At 63.0% G+C, this 21,878-nt stretch carries 16 protein-coding genes, 1 tRNA gene and 1 pseudogene; 10 read left to right on the forward strand and 8 right to left on the reverse strand.

Features of this window, described 5'->3' with window-relative positions:
• Positions 1–95: 95 nt before the first annotated feature.
• Positions 96–716: a GNAT family N-acetyltransferase gene (locus tag G7068_RS10430; protein ID WP_166291815.1), complete on the forward strand. Its 621-nt coding sequence runs from the start codon at positions 96–98 to the stop codon at positions 714–716.
• A 67-nt stretch (positions 717–783) separates the two neighbouring features.
• Here G7068_RS10430 and G7068_RS10435 read toward each other — a convergent pair whose 3' ends face one another.
• On the reverse strand, positions 784–1,458 hold the full coding sequence (locus tag G7068_RS10435) for a fasciclin domain-containing protein (RefSeq protein ID WP_166291817.1): 675 nt from the start codon (positions 1,456–1,458) through the stop codon (positions 784–786).
• A 324-nt stretch (positions 1,459–1,782) separates the two neighbouring features.
• On the opposite strand from G7068_RS10435, the gene G7068_RS10440 reads away from it, so the two are divergent.
• Genes G7068_RS10440 through G7068_RS10450 form a run of 3 tightly spaced genes read left to right on the forward strand, consistent with a single transcriptional unit; the run spans position 1,783 to position 4,913 of the window.
• Positions 1,783–3,501, forward strand: coding sequence for a cytochrome c biogenesis protein DipZ (locus G7068_RS10440; RefSeq protein ID WP_166291819.1), 1,719 nt, complete (start codon positions 1,783–1,785; stop codon positions 3,499–3,501).
• 42 nt (positions 3,502–3,543) lie between these two features.
• The gene (gene sigK / locus G7068_RS10445) at positions 3,544–4,143 is read left to right on the forward strand and encodes an ECF RNA polymerase sigma factor SigK (protein WP_205881277.1); all 600 of its coding nucleotides are present in this window, start codon (positions 3,544–3,546) and stop codon (positions 4,141–4,143) included.
• Entirely contained in the window at positions 4,140–4,913 is a 774-nt protein-coding gene (locus G7068_RS10450; protein ID WP_166291821.1) for an anti-sigma factor, read from the forward strand. Before sigK ends, G7068_RS10450 begins: the two co-directional genes overlap by 4 nt.
• Positions 4,914–4,921: 8 nt before the next feature.
• Here the strand turns inward: G7068_RS10450 and G7068_RS10455 are convergent, their stop codons facing one another.
• On the reverse strand, positions 4,922–7,423 hold the full coding sequence (locus tag G7068_RS10455; RefSeq protein WP_166291823.1) for a helix-turn-helix transcriptional regulator: 2,502 nt from the start codon (positions 7,421–7,423) through the stop codon (positions 4,922–4,924).
• A gap of 318 nt (positions 7,424–7,741) precedes the next feature.
• On the opposite strand from G7068_RS10455, the gene G7068_RS10460 reads away from it, so the two are divergent.
• The gene (locus tag G7068_RS10460; protein ID WP_166291825.1) at positions 7,742–9,817 is read left to right on the forward strand and encodes a leucine-rich repeat domain-containing protein; all 2,076 of its coding nucleotides are present in this window, start codon (positions 7,742–7,744) and stop codon (positions 9,815–9,817) included.
• 46 nt (positions 9,818–9,863) lie between these two features.
• Here the strand turns inward: G7068_RS10460 and G7068_RS10465 are convergent, their stop codons facing one another.
• Together G7068_RS10465 and G7068_RS10470 are read right to left on the reverse strand one after the other, a co-directional pair.
• Positions 9,864–10,532: a response regulator gene (locus G7068_RS10465; RefSeq protein WP_166291827.1), complete on the reverse strand. Its 669-nt coding sequence runs from the start codon at positions 10,530–10,532 to the stop codon at positions 9,864–9,866.
• Positions 10,529–12,301: a sensor histidine kinase gene (locus tag G7068_RS10470; protein WP_166291829.1), complete on the reverse strand. Its 1,773-nt coding sequence runs from the start codon at positions 12,299–12,301 to the stop codon at positions 10,529–10,531. The genes G7068_RS10465 and G7068_RS10470 overlap by 4 nt, the downstream gene beginning before the upstream one ends.
• 167 nt (positions 12,302–12,468) lie before the next feature.
• Between G7068_RS10470 and G7068_RS10475 the strand changes: the two genes are divergently transcribed.
• On the forward strand, positions 12,469–14,010 hold the full coding sequence (locus G7068_RS10475) for a CitMHS family transporter (protein ID WP_166291831.1): 1,542 nt from the start codon (positions 12,469–12,471) through the stop codon (positions 14,008–14,010).
• Positions 14,011–14,069: 59 nt separating this feature from the next.
• Here G7068_RS10475 and G7068_RS10480 read toward each other — a convergent pair.
• Positions 14,070–14,143 (reverse strand) — tRNA-Arg (locus tag G7068_RS10480).
• A gap of 163 nt (positions 14,144–14,306) precedes the next feature.
• Between G7068_RS10480 and G7068_RS10485 the strand changes: the two genes are divergently transcribed.
• Positions 14,307–14,864 carry an adenine phosphoribosyltransferase gene (locus G7068_RS10485; RefSeq protein ID WP_166293121.1) on the forward strand — a complete coding sequence of 186 codons (558 nt, stop codon included), beginning with the start codon at positions 14,307–14,309 and terminating at the stop codon, positions 14,862–14,864.
• Between the two features lie 12 nt (positions 14,865–14,876).
• Here G7068_RS10485 and G7068_RS10490 read toward each other — a convergent pair whose 3' ends face one another.
• Positions 14,877–15,821 carry a methyltransferase family protein gene (locus G7068_RS10490; RefSeq protein WP_166291833.1) on the reverse strand — a complete coding sequence of 315 codons (945 nt, stop codon included), beginning with the start codon at positions 15,819–15,821 and terminating at the stop codon, positions 14,877–14,879.
• Positions 15,822–15,901: 80 nt separating this feature from the next.
• Here G7068_RS10490 and G7068_RS10495 point away from each other — a divergent pair, with 80 nt between their 5' ends.
• Positions 15,902–17,659 carry an AMP-binding protein gene (locus G7068_RS10495; protein WP_166291835.1) on the forward strand — a complete coding sequence of 586 codons (1,758 nt, stop codon included), beginning with the start codon at positions 15,902–15,904 and terminating at the stop codon, positions 17,657–17,659.
• Between the two features lie 12 nt (positions 17,660–17,671).
• Here G7068_RS10495 and G7068_RS10500 read toward each other — a convergent pair whose 3' ends face one another.
• Positions 17,672–18,097, reverse strand: coding sequence for a VOC family protein (locus G7068_RS10500; RefSeq protein WP_166291837.1), 426 nt, complete (start codon positions 18,095–18,097; stop codon positions 17,672–17,674).
• A 648-nt stretch (positions 18,098–18,745) separates the two neighbouring features.
• Between G7068_RS10500 and G7068_RS10505 the strand changes: the two genes are divergently transcribed.
• Positions 18,746–19,366 (forward strand): hypothetical protein, encoded by a 621-nt coding sequence (locus G7068_RS10505; protein WP_166291839.1) that lies wholly within the window; start codon positions 18,746–18,748, stop codon positions 19,364–19,366.
• A gap of 190 nt (positions 19,367–19,556) precedes the next feature.
• On the opposite strand, the pseudogene G7068_RS10510 reads toward G7068_RS10505, so the two are convergent.
• Positions 19,557–20,557, reverse strand: a pseudogene (locus tag G7068_RS10510) (o-succinylbenzoate synthase).
• A gap of 74 nt (positions 20,558–20,631) precedes the next feature.
• Between G7068_RS10510 and G7068_RS10515 the strand changes: the two are divergent.
• A complete protein-coding gene (locus G7068_RS10515) occupies positions 20,632–21,558 on the forward strand; it encodes a 1,4-dihydroxy-2-naphthoyl-CoA synthase (RefSeq protein WP_166291841.1) in 927 nt (308 codons plus the stop codon).
• Positions 21,559–21,878: the final 320 nt, after the last annotated feature.

A 21,878-nucleotide genomic window follows, 5' to 3' on the forward strand; every position in this document is an offset into this window, starting at 1 on the left:
TTCTGGTACTAAATCTCGGTTTACTACCAGAAACTGACCCGCAAATCCCGGGCCGTAGAGACAACGCAGCGCAGAGCGGGGAGTAGGATCACCTCATGACCGACTTCGTTCTGCCCTCGAATGTTCGCCAGCCCGTCGCCGCTGACCTGCCGGAGATTGCGCGCGTGCTGACGGAGGCGTTCTTCGACGATCCGGTGTGGGGACCGACGTTCCCGGATCCCGAGCAGCGTCGCGCGCAGGCAACCGAGTACTGGACCTTCATGGCCGACCAGGGACTGCGCTGGAATGAGTCGCTGGTCGCGGTGGGTGCTGACGGTGCGATCCGGGCGCTCGCGATCTGGTTTCCGCCGGGAGAGGACGAGGTCGCCGCGGACTCGCACGATGCCTACGACGAACTGGTGAAGCGGATCCTGCCGCCGGAGCCTGCGCAGGCACTGTTTGACGCGGGGGACGTGTTCGGCGAGGCTCGGCCGAAGAAACCCCACGCCTATCTCTCACTGCTGGCAGTTGCTCCCGAGGCCCGCGGCAACGGTGAGGGTATGGGCTTGCTGCGCCTCTCAACCGCGCGCTACGACGCTGCCGGTCTCGACACCTACCTTGAATCGTCCAACCCCGGTAACGATGCGCGCTACGAACGTGAGGGTTACCTGCCACAGGGCCAGATCAAACTGGCTGGCGGACAGCTTGTGCAGACCTACTGGCGCGACGCGCAGTAGGGGCAAAACTTCGGGAGGGTGAGTGCGAATCGCACTCACCCTCCCGTGGTTTGTTAGCTGTTTTGAACTACTTCTTTGCCGGCGGCATCAGCACCGTGTCAACGAGGTAGACCGTTGCGTTGGCCGTCTGCACGCCTCCGCAGATGACACCCGCGTCATTCACCTTGAGTGAGTCGCCCGAGCCGGTGACCGTGAGGGTGTCACCCTCCACCGTCTTGTGGGTACCCACGATGTCGGCAGGTTCGATCTGTCCGGGAACCACGTGGTAGGTCAGGATCGAGGTCAGCGTATCGCTGTCGGTCTTCAGCGAGTCGATGGTTGCCGGATCGATCTTCGCGAACGCGTCGTCAACCGGTGCAAACACCGTGAACTCGCCACCGTTGAGGGTGTCAACGAGATTGACGTCGGGGTTTAGCTTGCCGCTCACCGCGGAGACCAGGGTCTTCAGCATCGGATTGTTGGAGGCCGCTACCGCCACTGGATCCTGCGACATGCCCATGATGGATCCCGCACCGTCTGGCACTGCCTTGGCGTAGGCGGCGCAGCCCGGCCCGACAAGATTCGCAGCCGGATCAGCGGTCGACATGCTGTCACTGCTGTCTGGTGTGGTGGTCTCGGGTGTGGTGGTCTGCTCCTGCTTGTTCGATGCTGACGTGTCCTCCATTGAACAGCCCGTGAGCGCGAACGCACCGACGAGTGTCAGAGCGAAAGCTGTGGTGAGGGTCTTCCGGGTAGTAAACATGGTGTGCTCCTCTTCGAGTGGTGCACCGCGGTGTTCCGCGGTCTGAAAGTGATTCGGAGCCCTCGCGAAAGTGGATGGAAACTTTTTTGAAAAAGTTTTTGGGTGGTGCCCCACATGTCAGCCGGTACTCACGCGTCTGCCGGATCGACGGGGCCGCTATGGACCGGCTGGCTTGCCAGTACCGGCCGACACGCGTGGTGCGGGTGTCCGAGCGCGCGGGATGCAGGCCCGAAGGGAGCGCAGGATCAAGACCCGCACCAATCCAAATGCCCCTCCGTTCCGAATACCTCTGTGACAGCAACACCGGAGGCTCGGAGGAACCCCATGGACACCATTCTGATCGGCCTGCTGGGTGGGCTCATTACCGGCATCTCGCCTTGCATACTGCCGGTGTTGCCGGTCATCTTTCTCACCGCGGGTGCGCAGTCGGCGGGGGCTGGCAGCAAACCCGAGGTGATTGAGGCGCCGCGCAGCAGGCCGTACTTTGTGATCGCGGGGCTCGTCACGAGCTTCACCGTTGTGACGCTGCTGGGATCCCTGTTGCTCGGGCTACTCTCACTGCCGCAAGACGCGATCCGCTGGGCGGGCGTCGCGGTCCTCCTCATCATCGGTGTTGGCATGCTGTTTCCCCGTTTTGAGCAGCTGCTCGAAAAGCCCTTCCAGTGGTTGCCCCGACGCAAGGTGAACGAAAAGGGCAACGGATTTGGCATGGGTCTCGCCCTCGGCACGGTGTTTGTGCCGTGTGCCGGTCCCGTGCTTGCCGCGATCATCGTCGCCGGCGCGACTGGGGCAATCGGCGTCGGCACTGTGCTGTTGACGGTCTCGTTTGCAATCGGGGTCGCGATCCCGCTGCTCATCTTTGCCCTCGCGGGTCGAGGACTCGTTGAGCGCATCAAGTTTTTCCGCAGCAAGGAGCGTGGGATCCGGATCGCTGCCGCCATTGCCATGATCGCGCTGGCCGTGGGGCTCGCATTCAATGTGCCCCAGGCAATACAGCGCCTCCTGCCCGACTACACCGCGGGGTTGCAGAAGGATCTCGCGTCGAGTGACGCGGGGGAGCGCGCGCTGAACCTCGGGGGACTCGTCACCGACGAAAACCGCGATCTCGACAAGTGCACCAACGGAGCCGAAAAGCTCGAATCGTGCGGCACGGCACCGAGCATTAGGGGCATCGACTCGTGGCTCAACACACCAAACGGCGATCCAGTCGATCTGAAGGACCTCAAGGGCAAGGTGGTGCTCGTCGACTTCTGGGCCTACTCCTGCATCAACTGCCAGCGCTCGATTCCCCACGTGGTCGCCTGGGACAAGGCGTACCGCGACGCGGGCCTGCAGGTGATCGGCGTGCACTCACCCGAGTACGCGTTCGAAAAAGAGCGGTCAAACGTAGAAGCCGGGGCCAAGGATTTCGGCATCAAGTACCCGGTTGCTCTCGATAACAATCTCTCCACCTGGACCAACTACCGCAACCGCTACTGGCCCGCGCACTACCTGATCGATGCGACGGGCACCGTGCGACACATCTCGTTTGGTGAGGGCAACTACGCCGCGACCGAGAAGTTGATTCGAGAACTGCTGAAAGACGCGAACCCCGACGCACAGCTGCCAGCAGCGACCGAGGTCGCAGACCGCACCCCCGAGCAGGGCGCGACAACACGAGAGACGTTCCTCGGATCCTCGAAAGACGTCAACTTCGCCGGGCCAGAAAAGTACAGCGCTGGCGAGCACACGTACCATCTGCCCAAAGACCAGAAGAGTGACACCTTCGCCCTGAGCGGCGATTGGCAGGTTGATACCCAGTTTGCGACGCCGGTCGACAGGGAGGGCACGATCCAGCTGGCCTATCGCGCCAGCGAGGTGCGGATCGTTGTTTCGGGCGAGGGAACCCTCGCCGTGAGCCGCGACGGCAAACCAATGCCCGACGTAAAGGTCAGCGGTACCCCGCGCTCCTACAAGGTACTCAAGGGCGACGCCGCCACCAAGGGCATGCTGCAGGTGAAGGTGCCGCCGGGGGTGCAGGTCTACTCGTTTACCTTCGGGTAACAGCTGGGTGTCAAGGGGAGTCAGAGAGGAGGTGGATAGGGCATGCTTATGGAGATGGTTATTGACGGAGTGGAGATACCGGAGGACGGCAGCGGGAGCGATCCCGCCGACACCGCCCTTGCCCGGTCCGCCTCTGGCGACCGCAACGCGTTCGCGGAGCTCTACGACATGATGTCAGCGAGAGTGTTCGGCCTGATCCTCAGAGTGCTGGTGGATCGCTCGCAGAGCGAAGAGGTGCTGCAAGAGGTCTTCCTCGAGGTGTGGCAGTCCGCGGCATCGTTCGATCAGGATCGCGGACGTGCCAGGTCGTGGATCCTCACGATTGCCCACCGCCGCGCAGTTGACCGAGTGCGCTCGGCCTCCTCTCGCGCTCGCCGCGAAGAACGGGTGGGGCTGCAGGATCTGCACTCTCCGGTGGCATCGGTCGAGGATCACGTGCAGGTGCTTGTCGATGGTTCCAGGGCCACCCAAGCCCTCGACACTTTGCCCGAATCACAGCGACAGACCATCGTGCTCGCCTACTTTGGTGGGTACAGCCAGCGGGAGATCTCAGCACTGCTCGGTGCCCCACTCGGAACCGTCAAGACCCGCATGCGCGACGGACTGTCGCGACTCAGAACAGAAATGGAGGTGGCGCGATGAATCCCCAAGAATTCCGCGACCTCTCGTCGGGGCATGCGCTGCGCGCGCTTTCCCCGGAAGAAGAGCAAGCCTTCAAGGCGGCGCTCGCCGCGCACCCCGAGTGGCAGCAGATTGTTGACGAGGATCTCGCGGTAGCGGCCGAGCTCGGACGGAGCATGCCTGAGGTGCCGCCTCGCCCCGAGTTGCGCGAACAGATTCTCGGAGCGATTGATGCGGCCCCACAGCTGCCCGCGCAGTCAACCGCTGAGCAGACAGCTGGCGCGGCCGATCCTGAGCCTGCTGCTCCTGCCAAGGACGACGGCACCCGCTCGCGTCGCACGTGGCGGATCGGTGCGTTTGCGCTCGCCGCCTCGGTGGTGCTGTTCACCCTGGTGCTGTTTGGCCCGAGCATGCTGGAGTCGTTCGCGCCGAAGGCCCCCGCGGTTGCCGCGCTGCAGGAGATCGAGGCCGCGCCCGACGCCGGTTCGGAGACCGCAAAGGTGGGGGACGCCACGGCGACCCTGCACTGGTCTGACTCGCAGGGCCGCGCCGTGCTGGTGGCCAAAGACATGGCTCCGGCCGAGAAGGGCGAGGACTACGAGCTGTGGATCGTACGAGGTGAGCAGGCGATCTCGCTCGGCCTCATGCGACCCACCGACGGCGAGGACGCGATGTTTGTCACCGACTCGTTCACTCCCGGTGACGTGGTTGCCGTGACCGTCGAACCCGCGGGGGGCTCACCCACGGGCAAGCCCACCTCGCAGCCGATCCTGGCGATCACCACGGCGTAGCGCGCGGGTCACAGACTGAACGATTTGAGGCGCAGTGAGAGCTCTGCCCGGTCACTGCTTACGGTCTTCTTCAGCGCGCTAGAGATGTGATTTTCGACGGTACGGCGGCTAATGCTCAGCCGTTCTGCAATCTCGGGATTCGAGAGCTCACCAGCGAGAAGACCGATTTCACGCTCTCGTTTGCTCAGCCGCTCGAGGCTTTCGCGAGCCGTGTCGTGGGAGTCTGTGTCTTGTGAGTCGAGGGGGCGGGGAAATCCTTCTACGAGGCTCTTCGCGTCGTGCTCGCGGCCATCGTGCGCGGCGCTTCGAACGGCAGAACTCCACAGCTGCCCAATCAGGTGCCACTCCTCCGCGTACTCGGGAAGGGTGTGAGCCCAGTCAGTGGCAGCCTGGGCGTCACCCTCCTCAAGAAGGTTGGCGGCGTGCACGATCCTCGCGTAGGAGTTCAGCGGAGCCGCGTCAAATGCTTTGCCGAGTGCAGTGACGGTGCGGGATCCCCACTGCGCGATGAGCGCCGCAACCGCTACCTGGATGGCTCCCACGTGATAGCCCATTTTCACGTGTCTCATAGTGAGTTCGGCCATGGCCCTGTCGAAGTCTTCGGGTTGATCCTCAAGCTCGAAGAATGCGGTGAGAAAGTCGGTGCCCATGCCAAAGAACGGGCCAACTGCCGGTGCGACCGTCTTCGCCTCACGGAGCAGATCATCGCGGTGGGCATGGTGCCCGTGTTGATGCGATTCGATTGCTTTGAGGGCAAAGATCGCGCCGTGGATGGAGCTGAACACGATCCCCGGTCGCCCGATGATGCTCGCCTCAGAGAGCGAGGTCGACATGAGCTGATCGTCGCCGAGGTACTGCGCACCAAGCGCCATCGTGTACGAGAGCGTGAGGTAGCTGACACGATCGAATCGTGCGAGTGCCTCCTTGCGGTGGGCGATGGCGGTGTCGATGCTTGTTCTCACGCTTCCGTCAAGGAATAGCAGCGCCGGCTCAATATAGCTGCGAACATAGTTGAGGCTCAGACGCCCCTTGACCGCTTCCAGCCCCTCACGTATCGCACTGACGTCTCCGTGAATCAAGGCAGTTCCGAGCCGGGCATCGTGCCTCAGAACGTCGTCACTGTCGCCGATCTGTTTGGGCGAGGCCGCCCGAGCGGGAGCGCCGTGCAGGGCCTGCAGGAAATTGAAAATGTCAGAGATTACGGGGCCCCACTGCGGCGACCTCACAAAGAGAGCTTCTACGAGCGCGCGTGCCTGGTCTCGGTCGTGTTCAACAAGCAGTAGCCATTGGACGTAGCGGTAATAGAGCACCGCGTCATTGCGGTCTGATATTGCGCTATCTTTCAGGCTCGCGTCAAACACGCTCAAAATATTGAGACGTTCTTCGTCAAACCCGAGAGCTACGTTGAGATAGTTCAGCGCGTTTTCCGTTGTGGGATTGGCCTGCCAGGTGAGAAAAGACTGTTGGATTGTGGTCTCTTCGTGGGAGGCAAAACCGCGCGCAATGTAGGCAAGGTCGCCTCCTTCAAGTGGCAAAGAAAAGGCGTGCGTTCTGTGTGCAGTTAATCCGGCGAAGACCTCCCCGTGGCTCAGAGGCCTGGGCACGGAGAAGGTGTCTGCCTGCTGGAATCGCGCCGACAGAATGAGTGGCCAGACCTGGATGAGCCCCGACTCTTCGTCGCCAACCCTCGCAACAAATCGCTGCTCGAAGAGGCGATGCAGGGTCTTTTCGGTGTGCTCCTGCAGAACGACGCTCACGGGAACCGGTCCCTCCTTCGCCAGCCAGGTCACGAGGCCGAGCTCTTCCTCGGAAAGGTCATACAGAAGCCCGTCGAGAAGTGAGGTGAGGTTCGCGTTCCAGAGGTGGCCGGTGCGCGACACCCACACCTCGTTGCGCAGCTCAAGTAAGCCCGTGTCTCTTGCGCTTTCAAGCAGCGCAACGATGAGGCCGGTGTTGCCGCCCGACTTCGAGTAGACGAGCGACAGCAGGCGCGTGTCAACCGGCCCGTCCAGGGTGTGGTGCGCCAGAAGCGCGCTGCTCGTGAGGTCAAGATCGGGCACCCAGATGAGCGTTTCGGGCCATACCGGCGGTAGGTCAGCGATTCGGGATTTCCCGGGGAGCTCGGTTGTCGCAAAACGAAGGCCGATCCTCTCGCGAACCGCTGAGAGCACCTGCAACGAGAGCGCGTCCATATTGTGCACGTTGTCGAGGGCGATCACGGTTCCCGGGCTGAGCGCCTGCGAGAGGGAATCGACCGTGGCAAAGGCGTTGCGAGCGTCAAGCTCGAGGTTGAGACTCGCGGCGACCTGGTCGATGGTGTAGCCGACTTGGCCGTTTGCGATGGTGCCGCCTGATGCTGCAATGACGGGGATTCCCGAGCTCTCCAGCGCTGAGACAAGCTCGCGCAGCACAGAGCTGCGACCGCTGAGGCGCCTGCCTACAACGCGCACGTGCTGACCCGCGCGAATTGCCGCAAATGCCCTCTCTGATGCTTCCTCGAAAATAAACATTGTCCCCCGACCGTTCCCCTGGGTTGAGTCTAAATGGGTTCGCCGGCTCCGCCTCGAAAAACCCTCTCAAAAATGGGGGGTTGACAGGGCTGTAGAGGGTTGTGTGTGCGTATTTGGTCACTCATTTTTCAGTACCAAACTCACCTAGTTGCCAGCATGGGGGTCACTCAAAAGCAGCATTTTGGCTCCCAACCGAGATCGAATCTGCACCTATTTCGACGACCTCCTATACGCCCACGTAGAACCCCGGCTCATGATTGATTTCGAGACTGCCTGGATAGGGGCCGGCAGCAAAAAACTGGGGGACAAAAAGTTTTTATGAATAATTCTTCTCGAGCGACCGTGTCGGGTAAGCGAGCGCTAGCTGGTCTAGTTGCCGCAACCCTGGCTTTCACGGGGCTCACGCTCACCGCGCAGAGCGCGAGTGCTGCACCGACCGATCCTGTAACGCTCGAAGCTGGACTGCAGAGCTGCGTCAACACCAAACTGGTGCGACCGGTAGACACGGTGGTGACTGAAAAGGACCTTGAGGGCCTCACCGCGCTCGTGTGTTCAAACGCCGGAATTACCTCGATTGAGGGTCTCCAGTACGCTACGAAGCTCTCGACGCTTCAGTTCTCGAACAATTCGGTCAGCGATCTTACGCCGCTGTCTCAGCTATCGAGCCTGCGGTCACTGACGTTCTCGTCAAATCAGGTGAGCGATCTCTCGCCGCTCTCGGGTCTCACCGGGTTGACGAGCCTGTACTTTTCCACAAACCAGGCATCAGATCTTTCGCCACTCGCGGGCCTGACCGCGCTGACGTCGATCAACGGGTGGAGCAACGAAATCTCGGACCTCACCCCGCTCTCGGGATTGGTCAACCTCAAGTCTCTTGAGTTTGGTACGAACTTGGTCTCTGACGTGACTCCGATTTCTTCGTTGCCGAACATGACCAGCCTCACGCTTTCGCAGAACAAGCTCACCGACGTCTCGTCGCTTGTGAACGCACCCGCGCTCACTAAGCTCAACGTGGCGCAGAACAACATCGGTGATCTGAACCAGGTTGCCGCCATGACGAAGCTGGTCGATCTGTCCGTTGGGTTCAACAACATCACTGACCTCACTCCGATCGCGGGCCACACCGCGCTCACGAATCTCATGCTCACGGGCAACAACATCAGTGACATCACGCCGCTTACGGGTCTCACGAACCTGACTTCGCTCTTCCTGCCGTACAACCAGATTCTTGATGCCAGGCCGCTGGCGGGCATCACGAAGGGTTCGACGCGCAACGCCGCTGACCAGATCCTCGAAATCGACGGGCCCATTGCTGGCAAGCCGTTTGAGTTCACGGTTATCGACGTTGACGGCAGCGTCCTTCCGCTGGACAGCGAGTACTACAACGCCGAGACCGGCATGCTCACCTTCCCCGAGGCGGGAACGTACGAGTTCACCTGGAGCTCGGGCAACCGGCCGAAGCAGTTCAGTGGCTTTGTGACGGCGACCGTGCAGGCAGCCCAGACGGCACCGAGCATCATCACCACGAAGGTCGCTAACGGCAAGGTTGGCGAGGCCTACTCGACACAGATCGAGGCGACCGGTTCGGCTCCCTTGACCTACGAGGTGAGCGCAGGATCGCTGCCAACCGGACTGAAACTGGATCCGGCCTCGGGCAAGATCACCGGCAAGCCCTCTAAGGCAGGCAAGTTCACGTTCACCGTCACGGTCAAGAATGCCGCCGGATCCGCGAGCCGCCAGTTCACAACCGAGATCAATACCGCTGTCGTGGCACCGTGCTCGGAGCCGCGTAAGGTTCCGGTGTTTGCGGACACCCCGCTGTCGCACAAGTTCTATAAAGAGATCGACTGGATGGAGTGCATGAAGTACTCCACCGGCTGGCGCCAGCCCGTTGGTAAGCCGCTCTACAAACCGCAGGACAACCTCGAGCGTCAGGCGATGGCAGCGTTCATCTTCCGTATGGAAGCCCCGAAGGGGTACAAGGCGCCGAAGGTGTCTCCGTTTGCCGATGTGAAGCCTGGAGACTCGTTCTACACCGAGATGGCGTGGATGTACGAGAAGGGTTACGCCACCGGTTGGGCTGAGCCGTCGGGGAAGCCGACGTATCGTCCGCACGAGCCGCTGTCTCGTGAAGCGATGGCCGCGTTCATTTACCGTCTTGAGGCTTCAACGAATCCTGCCGCGAAGAGCTACAAGGCTCCCGCGAAGTCGCCGATGGCCGATATGAAGCCGGGGATGAAGTTCTACAAGGAGATCTCGTGGATGTACAGCGAGGGTCTGTCGACCGGTAACAAGGTCGGCAACACCAAGGAGTACTGGCCGAAGGACGACCTGTCGCGTCAGGCGATGGCCGCGTTCATCTACCGACTCGTAACCGAGTACCGCGCGTCGTAGTTTGCGCCGCTCAGGGGTGTGGGGAAGTGGCAGAACTGCCGCGGCCTCACACCCCTTTTGCTGTGTCGGCGACCGCGTAGCGGTGCTCGGGCCGTCCGGTCGCCCCGTAGCGCAGACGCACCTCGACAAGCGAGCGGGCCGCGAGCGCCACGAGGTGACGCTGCGCGGTGGCTCGCGAGACCCCGGTCAACTCGGCGACCTCGCTGGCAGAGGCCTCCTCGGTGCTGAGGGCCTCGAGAATCAGTTTCTCTGTCGCGGATCTCGAGAGTGTGACCGGATCATTTGAGCCGTTGAGGATCGCCAGCGCGCGATCAAGCTCGTCTTGCACGAGTGGGCCCGTGCCGCTCACGAGGTTGCGGTAGCGCGCATAACGATCAAGCCGCTCAGCGAGCAGGCGTGGCTCGAACGGTTTGAAGAGCACGGCGAGAGCGCCGGCCCGCAACCCTCGCCTCAGGGTGGGTGCGTCGTTTGCAGCCGAGATGACAAACGCGTCGATGTTGCAGGAGCGCACGAGCTCGACGCCGTCACCGTCGGGCAGGTGGACGTCAACGAGCAGCAGGTCTGGCTGGTTCACGCGGATCGCCGTCTGTGCCGCGGCGACCGACAGGGCCGGCTCAAGCGCGAGAAAGCCCGGTCGTGCGGCCACAATCTCGCGGTGGAGTCCGGCCACGCGAAAATCATCGTCGACCACGAGGGTGCGAATGGGATCCGTCATGTTCTCTCCTCCGAATGCCCCTCGCCAGAGCGGGGCGGTTCGACAGCGTCTGTGAGTCGCGCGGCGAAGACGGCACCGGCACCCGCACCGGCACCCAATGTGCCGCCGGCATCCATGAGCCACAGTTCGCCGCCCGTTGCCCGGGCGATCTCTCGTGACAGCGGCAACCCGATACCGAAGCCGTGAACTTCGTCGGTGGTGCTCGCGTCTGACGACAGATCCTGATTGTCACCGTGCCCGGCAAACGGGTCTCTGCCCGCTGGAACTCCGTCGCCGGAGTCGGCGACGGTGAGCACCAGCTCTGAAGCGTCATCGAACAGCGCGACCTCGACCCAGCGCGGGGCCGGCCCGCGCACGGCCGCTGAGATCGCGTTGTCGACCAGATTGCCAAGCACCGCGGCGGTGTCTTCGGGGCGGCACACCGTGCCGTGCACGTGCGAGTCTTCGGCGATGCGCAACCGCACGCCGCGTTCTCCCGCCTCGAGCGCCTTGGCCCCGAGGAATGCCTGTAGAAACGAATCACCGAGGGTGTCGAGGCCGGGAACGGGATACTCGACCGATCCGCGCTGCAAGAGCTCACCCAGAAACTCGCGCGCTTCCGCGACCCGCTTCGCGTCGATGAGGCCGGTGGCAACGTGAATCCGGTTGGCAAACTCGTGCCGCTGCACTCGCAAGGCTCCCGTCATGGCGCTCACGGTTTCGAGTCGTTGGCTGAGGGCGACGATGTCCGTGCGGTCGCGCACAATTACAACCCTGCCGAGCTGTTGCCCGTTGCGCTCCACCGGACGCTGCTCGAGGTAGAGGATCCGCTCACCGTGAACGATCCCCTCGTTCAGTGCGCGGGTGCGATCCTCGTCGCTGGTGCTGGGCAGTGCGAGGGAGGCGAGGAGGGCATCTGAAAGACCGAGTGCGGTGATGGGTTGCCCCACGGGGTCAACGAGGTTGAGCATGCGCTCGGCCGCGGAGTTACAGACGCGTACGATCCCGTCAGGATCGATGCCGAGCACCCCGTCACCCACGCCGTCGAGCACGGCCGTCTGGTTTTGCACGAGGGCTGCGAGGTCCTCTGGCTGCAGGCCGAGTGTGGCCCGTTCCAGGCGTCGCCGCATGAGCAGCATCGCCAGGGTTGCCAGAGCCAGTGACCCGAGCGCTGCAAGCGTGATGGAGCCCACCAGCATTGGCAGGTCAGTGAACACACTGCCGCGCTCGAAGCCGACGCTCACCTCGCCAACGGGCTGCTCGCGGCTGGACACGAACTCGCCGGGCTGCAGCGCGTAGATCGGTACCTTGGCGCGGGCAGATTCGCCGAGTGTGCCGACTTCCCAGTCCACAACCTCGTGGCCCTCAAGCACCTTTGCGTATGGCGTGCTCACCTCTTTGCCGAGCCGATCGGCGTTGGGGTGCGCGAGGCGAATGCCGTGGTCGTCGGTGACCACAACAAAGAGCCCTCCGGTGCGGGCCATGATGGCCCTCGCCGTGTACTGCAGCTCACCGTCGCGCAGGTCGGCGGCGAGGGGTGTGCCCGGATCCGCAGAGAACTCGGTGACCAATTGGCGCACCGTCGGATCCTCGGCCATGGTGCGGGCGATATTCAGGGCAGAAGTCTCTGATTCTTTGCGCAGCTGCTGCATGGCAAGCGCGAGGTACACACCCGTGCAGAGGGCCACCACAAGAATCACGGTGCCCAACTGCAGAAACAGGGCGCGAGTCGCGAAGCGGGTGCGCGAGGCGCCGGGCAAGTTCTGACGCGCGCGGTCTGATGAATGCATCGCCTTCATTCTCTCAAGTCACGCATCGAATCATCGTCGAGCACAATGCGCAAAACCAACCCTACGCGCAAAACGTGAGCAAATGCGAGCTATCTCGCCCCCGTGCTGCCGATTCCTTAGCCTTGGCGCGAGACGCCGCTTGTGGCCGATTGACAAAGGAGTTATTCATGCACACGGTTTTGCCCGCTCTCGTGCTCAGAGCAGCCGACGAGAAGCCCGAATACGATCTCGCATTCATACCCCCGGAATGGGTGCTCGTGATTCTCGGTTTTGCCATGGTGCTGGTCTTCATGACCCTCATCATGACGAAGCGACTGACCCCGATGGTCGCGCTCATTCTTGTGCCCACGGTGTTTGGGCTCTTCGCTGGTGCCGGGCTCGGACTTGGCGACATGGTGCTCACGGCCATTGGCAACATGGCACCAACGGCCGCCCTGCTCATGTTTGCGATCATGTTCTTCGGAATCATGATTGATGTGGGCCTGTTTGATCCGCTGATTCGGTTCATCACCCGCCTGCTCGGCGACGATCCCGCGAAGGTCGTGATTGGCACGGCGCTGCTCGCGGCTGCCGTTTCACTCGACGGTGACGGATCCACCACCTTCATCATCACCACCTCGGCGATGCTGCCGATCTACCTGCGCCTCGGCATGAGCCCGGTTGTGCTCACCTGCGTTGCTGGCCTGATGAACGGCACCATGAACATCCTCCCGTGGGGCGGGCCCACCGTGCGCGCCGCAACCGCGCTCAACCTGCAGGTCTCTGACGTGTTTGTGCCCATGATCCCCGCGATGCTCATCGGCCTCGTTGTGGCGTTCGGCTTCGCCTGGATGCTCGGCCTGCAGGAGCGTCGCCGCCTCGGCGCGCTCGACTACGAACGCCTCGACGGCAGCCCGGAGGGTGGCCTGCTCGCTGGGGTACCCAAGCTCTTCCGTGGTGCTGACAGCCGCCCGGGTGCCCGCGCCTCGCTGCACACCGGCAACCTCGTGACGATCGCGGGCGGACACACCCCCGTGGCCGTCGCGGAGGTCGACCCGGCCGACACCGCCATGGCCGACACGATGCTCGACCCCAACCGCGCGACGCTGCGACCGAAGCTGATCTGGTGGAACCTGCTGCTCACGGTTGCCGTGATGGTGCTGCTGGTCATTGACATCATGCCCCTGCCCTACGTGTTTATGGTTGGTGCTGGCCTCGCCCTCGTGCTCAACTTCAGCAAGATGAAGGATCAGGCGGGCGAGATTGTCGCCCACGCCCCGAGCATCGTTGGTGTGGTCTCGATGGTGATCGCGGCGGGTGTGCTCGTTGGTGTGCTCTCGGGAACCGGCATGGTTGACGCGATGGCCAACTGGATCACAACCGTGCTGCCCAACGAGGTCGGTCCGTTCCTCGCGCCGATTACGGGCGTGCTGTCGATCCCGTTCACGTTCTTCATGTCGAACGACGCTTTCTATTACGGCATCCTGCCTGTGCTGTCGCAGAGCGCCGCCGCCTACGGCATTGATCCGGTCGAAATGGCGCGCGCGTCGATCATCGGCCAGCCGGTGCACCTGCAGAGCCCACTCGTGCCGGCGATCCTGCTTCTCGTCTCGCTCGCCGGGGTGAACCTCGGTGACCACCACAAGAAGGTGCTGTGGCGCGCGGCGATCGTTTCGCTCGTGATGCTTGCGATCGGGATCCTTACCGGCGCTATTCCGTTCTTCGTGTAGGGGGGCAGCGCACAAAACAAAACACCCGGTCAGTTTCCACTGACCGGGTGTTTTACTTGTGCGCCCCAAGGGATTCGAACCCCTGACCTTCTGATCCGTAGTCAGATGCTCTATCCAGCTGAGCTAGGGGCGCATTGTCGGCATGCCAACCAGAAAGACATTACACGAACTCGCGCGAAAATGAAAATCTGAGGCGGTATCCCGGGCATGTGGCGCGTCGCTGCCGACGGTGAAGGGGCCCAGGATCCCGCGATCCTTCGCGGCCAGGTACCCTTGTGTGCGTGGCAACGAACGCGATGAACAATCAGCTCGACCTTCCGCACTTTCCCGAACCCAGCGCTGAGCTGGCACGGGCGGAGTCGCTGATCCTCGAGATTCCCGACTACCCGGTCGAGGGGATCCTGTTCCGCGACATCACCCCGCTGCTCGCCGACGGCGCTGCCCTGCGTGCGACGGTCGACGCGCTCATTGCCCCGTTCGCGGGTACCTACGACTACATCGCGGGTCTTGAGGCGCGCGGGTTTTTGCTTGCCAGCGCTGCTTCTTACGCCAGTGGCAAGGGGCTCGTGCCGATCCGCAAGGCTGGCAAGCTGCCGCGCCCGGCAGCCGCTGTCGGATATGAGCTTGAGTACGGTGTCGCCGAGGTGGAGGCCCACGCCGACATGCCGCAGGGCAGCCGTGTGCTCGTCATTGACGATGTGCTCGCCACCGGTGGCACCCTGGTCGCGGCGCACGAGCTGCTGCGTGAACTCGACTACGAGATCGCGGGCACCGCGGTGCTCTTTGAGATCGAGGGCCTTGGCGGCCGCGACACGGTGAACGACCCGAGGCTGTACACCGTCTTTCACAGCTGAGTTTGGGTCGCGCTAGTTATTTCGAGCGGGTCGGCGCGGGATCCAGCACGCCACCCGAGCGCGATACTCCTCGAAGGCCGGGCCGAAGCGCTCTGCCAGGTCAGCCTCTTCCAGCGGTCGAATCACCCAGTTCCACACGAGTGACCCGCTGAGCGCGTAGACAACAACCAGCCACGAGTTCATCATCAAACCAACGGCGACCCCCTGGGAGATGCCCGCGACAGCCATCGGGTTTCTGACGAGGCGATACGGGCCGCTCACGACGAGGGCTCGAGGCATTGCCGAGGGCAGGGGAGTGCCCTCGCCCTTTGTGGACATGCTGGCTGCCGACCACAGACCGAGCGCGCTCGCGGCAAGGAACAGGGCAACGCCCGCGATCCTCACCCCGTTCGCCCAACCTTCCGGCAGCACGAGCGATACTTTCCAGCGCTGCTCGACGGTCGCGATGATCACCGGAACAACTCCCAGAGCGAGCCCCCAGAACACCACAATCTGCAGGCCGGTGCGGGCGGCGTTACGAGCCGCACTCGCTGGTCGTGCGAGGTGAAACGCGAAGGGACCAAACAGCACTAGCTCCGTTGGTAGGCGTCCTGTTTGTATTAGCAGCGCGGCGGCGACGCTGCCTGCAGCGGCGGCCATCATTGCGAGTGCGCCCCACCCGGCTTCTTGCGTGATGGTCGCGTAGAGCATCATGGCGACTGTCACGCACGCGGTCCAGACGGTGGCTACCCACACGGCCGGGCGAAACGCGGTGGCGGCGACGCCTGATGCGACCACAAACAGCGGAATATCGAGGGCCGCAGTGAGTACAGGATCGAGACCGCCCAGCGTTGCCTCACGAACCTGGGGCAGCGTGAACACGCCAACCCACCACAGCGCCCCGGCAACTGCCTGCACTGCGAAGTATGCCCGCCCGAGCGTTCTGCCGCGATGTTTGAGCGCGAGGAGCAGGGTCATGCGATTAGCCTAGACGCTTCAATCCGCGCCATTTTGTCGCGCCGCACGAGAATGTCGGTGGCACAGGAGAGAATGGACCCATGACCCCCACACATTCCACGGAAGCCACCGATGCCTTCTTTGCCGCGCGCGATTTTCTTCTTGAGGCTGCGGGCGATCCCGACCGCGCTCGAAGCGAGTTCCGTTGGCCCGACGTAGGCGCGCACTTCAACTGGGCCCACGACGTGTTCGACAGGATCGCCGAGGGAAATGACGGGGCTGGCAACGACACCGTTGCTCTGTGGATTGCGGAGGAAGACGGTAGCGAACTCAAGCGCACCTTCGCGCAGATGAAGCAGCGCTCCGATCAGGTTGCAAACTGGATGCTGCGCACCGGCATGAAGCGCGGCGATGTGGCCATGCTGATGCTCGGTAATCGCGTGGAGCTCTGGGAGATCATGCTCGCCGCGATGAAGATCGGTGTGGTGTTGCTGCCGACCTCGGTGGTGCTCGGCGCGCTCGAGCTTGAGGATCGTGTCGAGCGCGGCACCGTGAAGTGGGTGTTTGCGGCCCCCGAAGACGCGGTGAAGTTCGTGGGTGTGCCGGGAGACTACAGAGGGATCAGCGTCGGCATGGACGCGGGCACCGACGATCAGCGCGCGATGCTGTTCAACTGGATCCGCTACGAAGAGTCGAGCGCGGCCTCACTCGCGCCGATCACAAAGGCGACGGCGAGCGAAGATCCCGTGCTGCTCTACTTCACCTCGGGAACCACGAGCCTGCCCAAGATCGTTGTCCACTCGCACACGAGTTATCCGCTCGGGCACCTCTCCACACTCTCCTGGATCGGCGTTCGGCCCGGCGACACGCACCTCGTGATTAGCGCGCCGGGGTGGGGCAAACATGCCTGGTCCAGTTTCTTTAGCCCGTGGCACGTCGGCGCGACGATCTTTGTCGCGAACTACGCGCGGTTTGACGCTGAGTTCTTGGTTGCCGAGCTTGATCGCGCCGAGGTGAACACGTTCTGCGCACCGCCAACCGTGTGGCGCATGCTGATCCAACACAAGCTCGCCAACAAACCGCGTGCGCTGCGCGAGGTTGTCTCCGCCGGTGAGCCCCTCAACCCCGAGGTCATCGCCAAGATTAAGGATTGGTGGGGGCTCGAGATTCGTGACGGCTACGGCCAGACCGAGACCACAGCGCTGATCGGCAACATGCCGGGTGACCCGATTGTGCCAGGGGCCATGGGCAAGGCTCTGCCCGGAGTTGAAGCTGTGCTCGTGGATCCGCTCACCGGGGCCGTTGTCGACGAGGGCGAGATCTGCCTGCCGCTCGGCGCAGTGCCACCGGTCAACCTCATGCCCGGCTACTACGGCAACCCCGAGGCGACCGCGCGCGCGACCGAGGGCGGCTACTTTCACACCGGCGACGTCGCCCAACGCGACGAAAACGGCGTGCTCACGTTCGTGGGCCGCACCGACGACATCTTCAAGTCGAGCGATTTCAAGGTGTCGCCGTTTGAGGTTGAGAGCGCCCTCATCGAGCACGAACTGGTTGCAGAGGCAGCTGTGGTGGGCGCACCTGACGAGACCCGCCTGAACCTCACGAAGGCCTACGTGGCGCTCGCACCGGGTGCGGCGCCCGACGCCGACACCGCCCGCGCCATCCTTGCGCACGCCCGCAAGGCGCTGCCCGCATACATGCGGGTTCGCCGCGTGGAATTCTTCGAGTTGCCGAAGACCACCTCTGGCAAAATTCGCCGCATCGAGCTGCGGCAGCGCGAGGTTGCCGCAGCCGACGCGGGTGAGCGCATCACAACCGAGTGGCGCGAGGAAGACTTCCCCGGCCTGAAGGGTTAGGCGATCCCGCGCCTACTTCGCCTCGGGATCGGGCTGGTGAATACCGAAAATGTTGTTCTCAGTGTCGTGGAAGTAACCCTGCCACGCCATACCGGGTAGCGCCTGCTTCGGAAGTGCCTCGGTGCCGCCCGCAGCAAGAATCTGCTCGGCGATCTCGTCGTACGACTCAACACCCATCGTGATCACGGCCCCGGCAACGGCACCGCCCACAGCCGGGTTGTCGCCCATTCGCTGAATGATCGCGCCGTTGATCCCCATGCCCTCGCCAGTGAGCAGCCCAAAGTAGGGCATGCCCGCAAAATCGCTCCAGTCCTCAATCTTCCACCCGAACACGGTCGTGTAAAACTCGACCGCTCGGTTCGGGTCGGCCGCGTGAATCTCGAAGTGAACCGGGCGTCCCTTGCCGAATGAGGCCTCTTCGGTGGTGTTCTCGTCCATGAGCTGCTCCTTTGGGGTTTATATGCGTGAGTTGATCGCCGAGGATCTCTCAACCTAGTCTGCACCCAATCTGCCCGGCACACTAGGACCGCGCCCCTCGCCCTCGATCGGGTGTAGCCATATTGCTAGTTGGAGGCTTCTCAACTAGCAATATGGCTACACCGGATTGCCGACGGATGCCTTTGAACTTCGCTCACAACTCGGCAAGGGGAGTCGGTTATCCACATTCTTCGGGTTGGGCCCGCGAGCCCCTTCTCGCACCGGAAACATAGAGGCATGGTCAACGCTCCGAAACCTCTGCCCATCAACTTAGGCGAGGTGTTTACTCGAAATCTTGCGATCTCAGAGGGGGCGAGTGCGTCTCGGCTGAGAGCCAAAGACCTCAAGAAACCCTTCCACGGTGTAAGGCGACAGGGACACCCTGCGGTGCAGGATGAAGCGGAAATCAGACACCCGGCAGAGGTGTGGAGAGAACGTCACCGTCTTGCGATGGATGAATACGCAGTTGTGATGAAGAATCACCAGTTCTTCTCGGGCTGGTCAGCGGCTGTGCTCTGGAAACTGCCCATACCGTTCGGCCGAGTCAGAGACATGAACCACATCGAAGTCAGTGTCTTTGCCCCTCGCCGACCCCCTCGAGGGGTAGGCGTGAGCGGATCACAGATCCGGCCCTTTCTCGCGGGAACTAACTACAAAGAGGGCCTGCATGTGCTGGATCCGGCGAGCGTATGGGCGGTGCTCGGGCCGCGGTTGGACCTCCCAGACCGAGTTGCTCTCGGGGATTCCGTGATCCGAACCCCAAGGTTTCCCGGCAATTTGGGCACGCCCAGCGGTGTGCAACTCGCGACGCCTGAGGCTCTGGGCAGGATCGCGCACACAAAAGGCAGGCCTGGTCGGCGACTGCTTATCGAGGCGCTGCCGCTGTTGCGAGACGGAGCTGTTTCGGCGCCTGAGACGCATCTGCGGCTGGCTATCGTTGATGCGGGCATGCCAGAACCTGAACTTGACGTTGACGTTTACGACTGCATGGGCAGATTCTTAGGCTGTTCTGAGCTCGCTTACCCGGAGTTTAAGATCGCGCTTGAGTACGAGGGTGACCACCATCGGACGAAAACTCGCCAGTGGAATCGTGATCTTGAAAAGTATGAAGATTACAAGCGGGTGGATTGGGAAGTGATTCGAGTCACGAAGTGGCTGCTGTATTCCAGGAGGAAAAAGCTTCTCACTCAGGTTCGTGATGCGCTGGCTCGCCGCGGCTGGCGTGGATGACTGACGTCTCGTTCGCCGGTTGCCCCGAAACTGGGATGCCTTGTCAATCCGGTGTAGCCATATTGCGGGTTGAGACGCTCTGAACCCGCAATATGGCTACACCGGATTGACGTGCGACGGGCCCACCGGGCCCACCGGGCGTGCCGGCCGTGCCGCGCCCACCGGGCAGCCCGGGGAAATAGCGTGGCCCCTAGACCGCAAGGATCGCGTAGCAGCGTGCAATCCGCTCCCGCCACCACTGAGTGCGCTCGGGGAGGCGGCCACGCGAGAGAGCCGCTCAGTATCAAGCCGCGGTCTGCGCACCGCGATCCGGCCGTCGACGGGCAAGAGAGGATCGGCGGTGACGTCGCCATCAAGCAGCGCGACCGTGCCGAGCCCACACGCTCCGTCGAGCATGTCGGCGGGTAGCGCGGCGGCCAGGCGCAGACCCATCGAGATGCCGACAGAGGTATCGAGCGCGCTCGACACCACAACCGGCAGCCCCGCCTGGGCCACAATATCGAGCGCGCGGTGGATGCCCCCGAGCGGCTGCGCCTTGATAATCAGCAGATCCGCGGCCCCCGACCGGGCAACGGCGAGGGGATCGTCGGCCTTGCGCACACTCTCGTCGGCCGCAATACGCACGGCAACCCCTGCAGCGCGAAGCTGATCCCGAACCGCAGCCAGCTCGGCAACCGTCGCGCAGGGTTGCTCGGCGTAGTCGATCCCAAACGGCGCAAGCGCCTCGAGTGCGGTGACGGCTTCTGCGATGCTCCACCCCGCATTGGCGTCAATGCGCACCTTCGCATCGTCGCCGAGAGCCTGCCGCGTGGCGCGCACCCGAGCGAGGTCATCTGCGAGGGACTGCCCCCGCTCCGCAACCTTCACCTTGGCGGTGCGGCACCCGGGAAAGCGGGCGAGAATATTGGGTACCTGCTCGGCCGTAACCGCGGGGATCGTCGCGTTCACCTCAACAACATCGCGCAGGGGCGCGGGCTGATCCTGCCACCCGAAATCGAGCGCGGCGGCCAGCCAGGTCGCGGCCTCGGCATCGTCGTACTCAACGAACGGCGAGAACTCGCTAGCTCCCAGTGGAGAATCGAGGATCATGGCCTCGCGCACGCTCACCCCGCGAAACCGAGTGCGGGTCGGGATCGCAACCACGCGTGCGCAGTCGAGCACCTCTTGCAATGGGGGAAGCGGCAGGGACATGGTTTCATCTTAGGCAGGAGGGATCCAGCTGAGACTGCGCGAACGCCCCAGAGGCCCTGACTAGGCTGGTACCCATGACGCAGCAGGTCTCTGACATTTTTGATCCCACGGTGTGGGCGGTCGCTCCCGGAGCCGAGAACTACACCGACATCACCGCTCACCTGAGCCACGACGGGGCCATCGCGCGCGTCGCGTTTAACCGGCCCGAGGTGCGCAATGCGTTCCGGCCGCACACGGTCGACGAGCTCTACGACGCTCTTGAGCGTGTGCGCACCAACTCGCGCGTCGGTGTTGTGCTGCTTACCGGCAACGGGCCGAGCCCGAAAGACGGTGGCTGGGCATTCTGCTCGGGTGGGGATCAGCGCATCCGCGGACGCGATGGCTACCAGTACGCAGCGGCCAACGCTTCGGCCGAAGAGGCAGATACCGCGGTGGATCCCGCGCGCTCCGGGCGACTCCACATTCTTGAGGTGCAGCGGCTCATTCGATTCATGCCGAAGGTCGTCATCGCCGTGGTGCCCGGTTGGGCCGCTGGCGGCGGGCACTCGCTGAACGCGGTCTGCGATCTGACGCTGGCGAGCCGAGAGCACGCCCGCTTCAAGCAGACAGATGCCGATGTCGGGTCGTTCGATGCGGGCTACGGCAGCGCCTACTTTGCGCGCCAGGTCGGTCAGAAAGTAGCGCGCGAGATCTTCTTCCTCGCCCGCGAGTACGACGCGCAGCGCGCCTACGAGATCGGCTTCGTCAACGAGGTCGTGCCGCACGCCGAGCTTGAGACGACCGCGATTGAATGGGCGCGCGAGATCCTCGGCAAATCACCGACCGCGATTCGCATGCTCAAGTACGCCTTCAACGCGGTCGACGACGGCATCGTTGGCCAGCAGCTCTTTGCGGGTGAGGCGACGCGTCTAGCCTACGGTACTGACGAGGCCGTCGAGGGTCGCGATTCGTTCCTGCAGAAGCGCGATCCTGACTGGAGCCCGTTTCCGTACGCCTTCTAGGAGACCCGGCAAACACGCCAGAAAACGGAAAACGCCCCGCGATCGTAGGCGATGGCGGAGCGTTTCGAGTCGGCGCGAGTTCGCTGCCGACGTGGCCTCGGGTCGTGCGTGCCAGCTGCACTTGACTGCGCAAGTTGTCGCATGCCCTCGGCCAGTTTCTCGTTCCTGGTTTTGACGGGTTTGAGCTTGCCGCTCTTTTTGCGGCCCATTCTTTCTCCTGATGTTAGTGATGATCACGAGGTTTCTCGCGGGCGTCCAGTTTATTCGCCCGCGCGATCATCCCCGAAGTTTGCGGGTCAGAAAAAGGTACTAAATCGCGG

It is taken from the genome of Leucobacter viscericola, assembly GCF_011299575.1.
GTDB lineage: Bacteria > Actinomycetota > Actinomycetes > Actinomycetales > Microbacteriaceae > Leucobacter > Leucobacter viscericola.

What these genes read in the sequence shown, in the direction of transcription:
- G7068_RS10430 (WP_166291815.1), top strand. Translation starts at nt 96, where the DNA reads ATGACCGACTTCGTTCTGCCCTCGAATGTTCGCCAGCCCGTCGCCGCT.
- G7068_RS10435 (WP_166291817.1), bottom strand. Translation starts at nt 1,458, where the DNA reads ATGTTTACTACCCGGAAGACCCTCACCACAGCTTTCGCTCTGACACTC.
- G7068_RS10440 (WP_166291819.1), top strand. Translation starts at nt 1,783, where the DNA reads ATGGACACCATTCTGATCGGCCTGCTGGGTGGGCTCATTACCGGCATC.
- sigK (WP_205881277.1), top strand. Translation starts at nt 3,544, where the DNA reads ATGCTTATGGAGATGGTTATTGACGGAGTGGAGATACCGGAGGACGGC.
- G7068_RS10450 (WP_166291821.1), top strand. Translation starts at nt 4,140, where the DNA reads ATGAATCCCCAAGAATTCCGCGACCTCTCGTCGGGGCATGCGCTGCGC.
- G7068_RS10455 (WP_166291823.1), bottom strand. Translation starts at nt 7,423, where the DNA reads ATGTTTATTTTCGAGGAAGCATCAGAGAGGGCATTTGCGGCAATTCGC.
- G7068_RS10460 (WP_166291825.1), top strand. Translation starts at nt 7,742, where the DNA reads ATGAATAATTCTTCTCGAGCGACCGTGTCGGGTAAGCGAGCGCTAGCT.
- G7068_RS10465 (WP_166291827.1), bottom strand. Translation starts at nt 10,532, where the DNA reads ATGACGGATCCCATTCGCACCCTCGTGGTCGACGATGATTTTCGCGTG.
- G7068_RS10470 (WP_166291829.1), bottom strand. Translation starts at nt 12,301, where the DNA reads ATGCATTCATCAGACCGCGCGCGTCAGAACTTGCCCGGCGCCTCGCGC.
- G7068_RS10475 (WP_166291831.1), top strand. Translation starts at nt 12,469, where the DNA reads ATGCACACGGTTTTGCCCGCTCTCGTGCTCAGAGCAGCCGACGAGAAG.
- G7068_RS10485 (WP_166293121.1), top strand. Translation starts at nt 14,307, where the DNA reads ATGAACAATCAGCTCGACCTTCCGCACTTTCCCGAACCCAGCGCTGAG.
- G7068_RS10490 (WP_166291833.1), bottom strand. Translation starts at nt 15,821, where the DNA reads ATGACCCTGCTCCTCGCGCTCAAACATCGCGGCAGAACGCTCGGGCGG.
- G7068_RS10495 (WP_166291835.1), top strand. Translation starts at nt 15,902, where the DNA reads ATGACCCCCACACATTCCACGGAAGCCACCGATGCCTTCTTTGCCGCG.
- G7068_RS10500 (WP_166291837.1), bottom strand. Translation starts at nt 18,097, where the DNA reads ATGGACGAGAACACCACCGAAGAGGCCTCATTCGGCAAGGGACGCCCG.
- G7068_RS10515 (WP_166291841.1), top strand. Translation starts at nt 20,632, where the DNA reads ATGACGCAGCAGGTCTCTGACATTTTTGATCCCACGGTGTGGGCGGTC.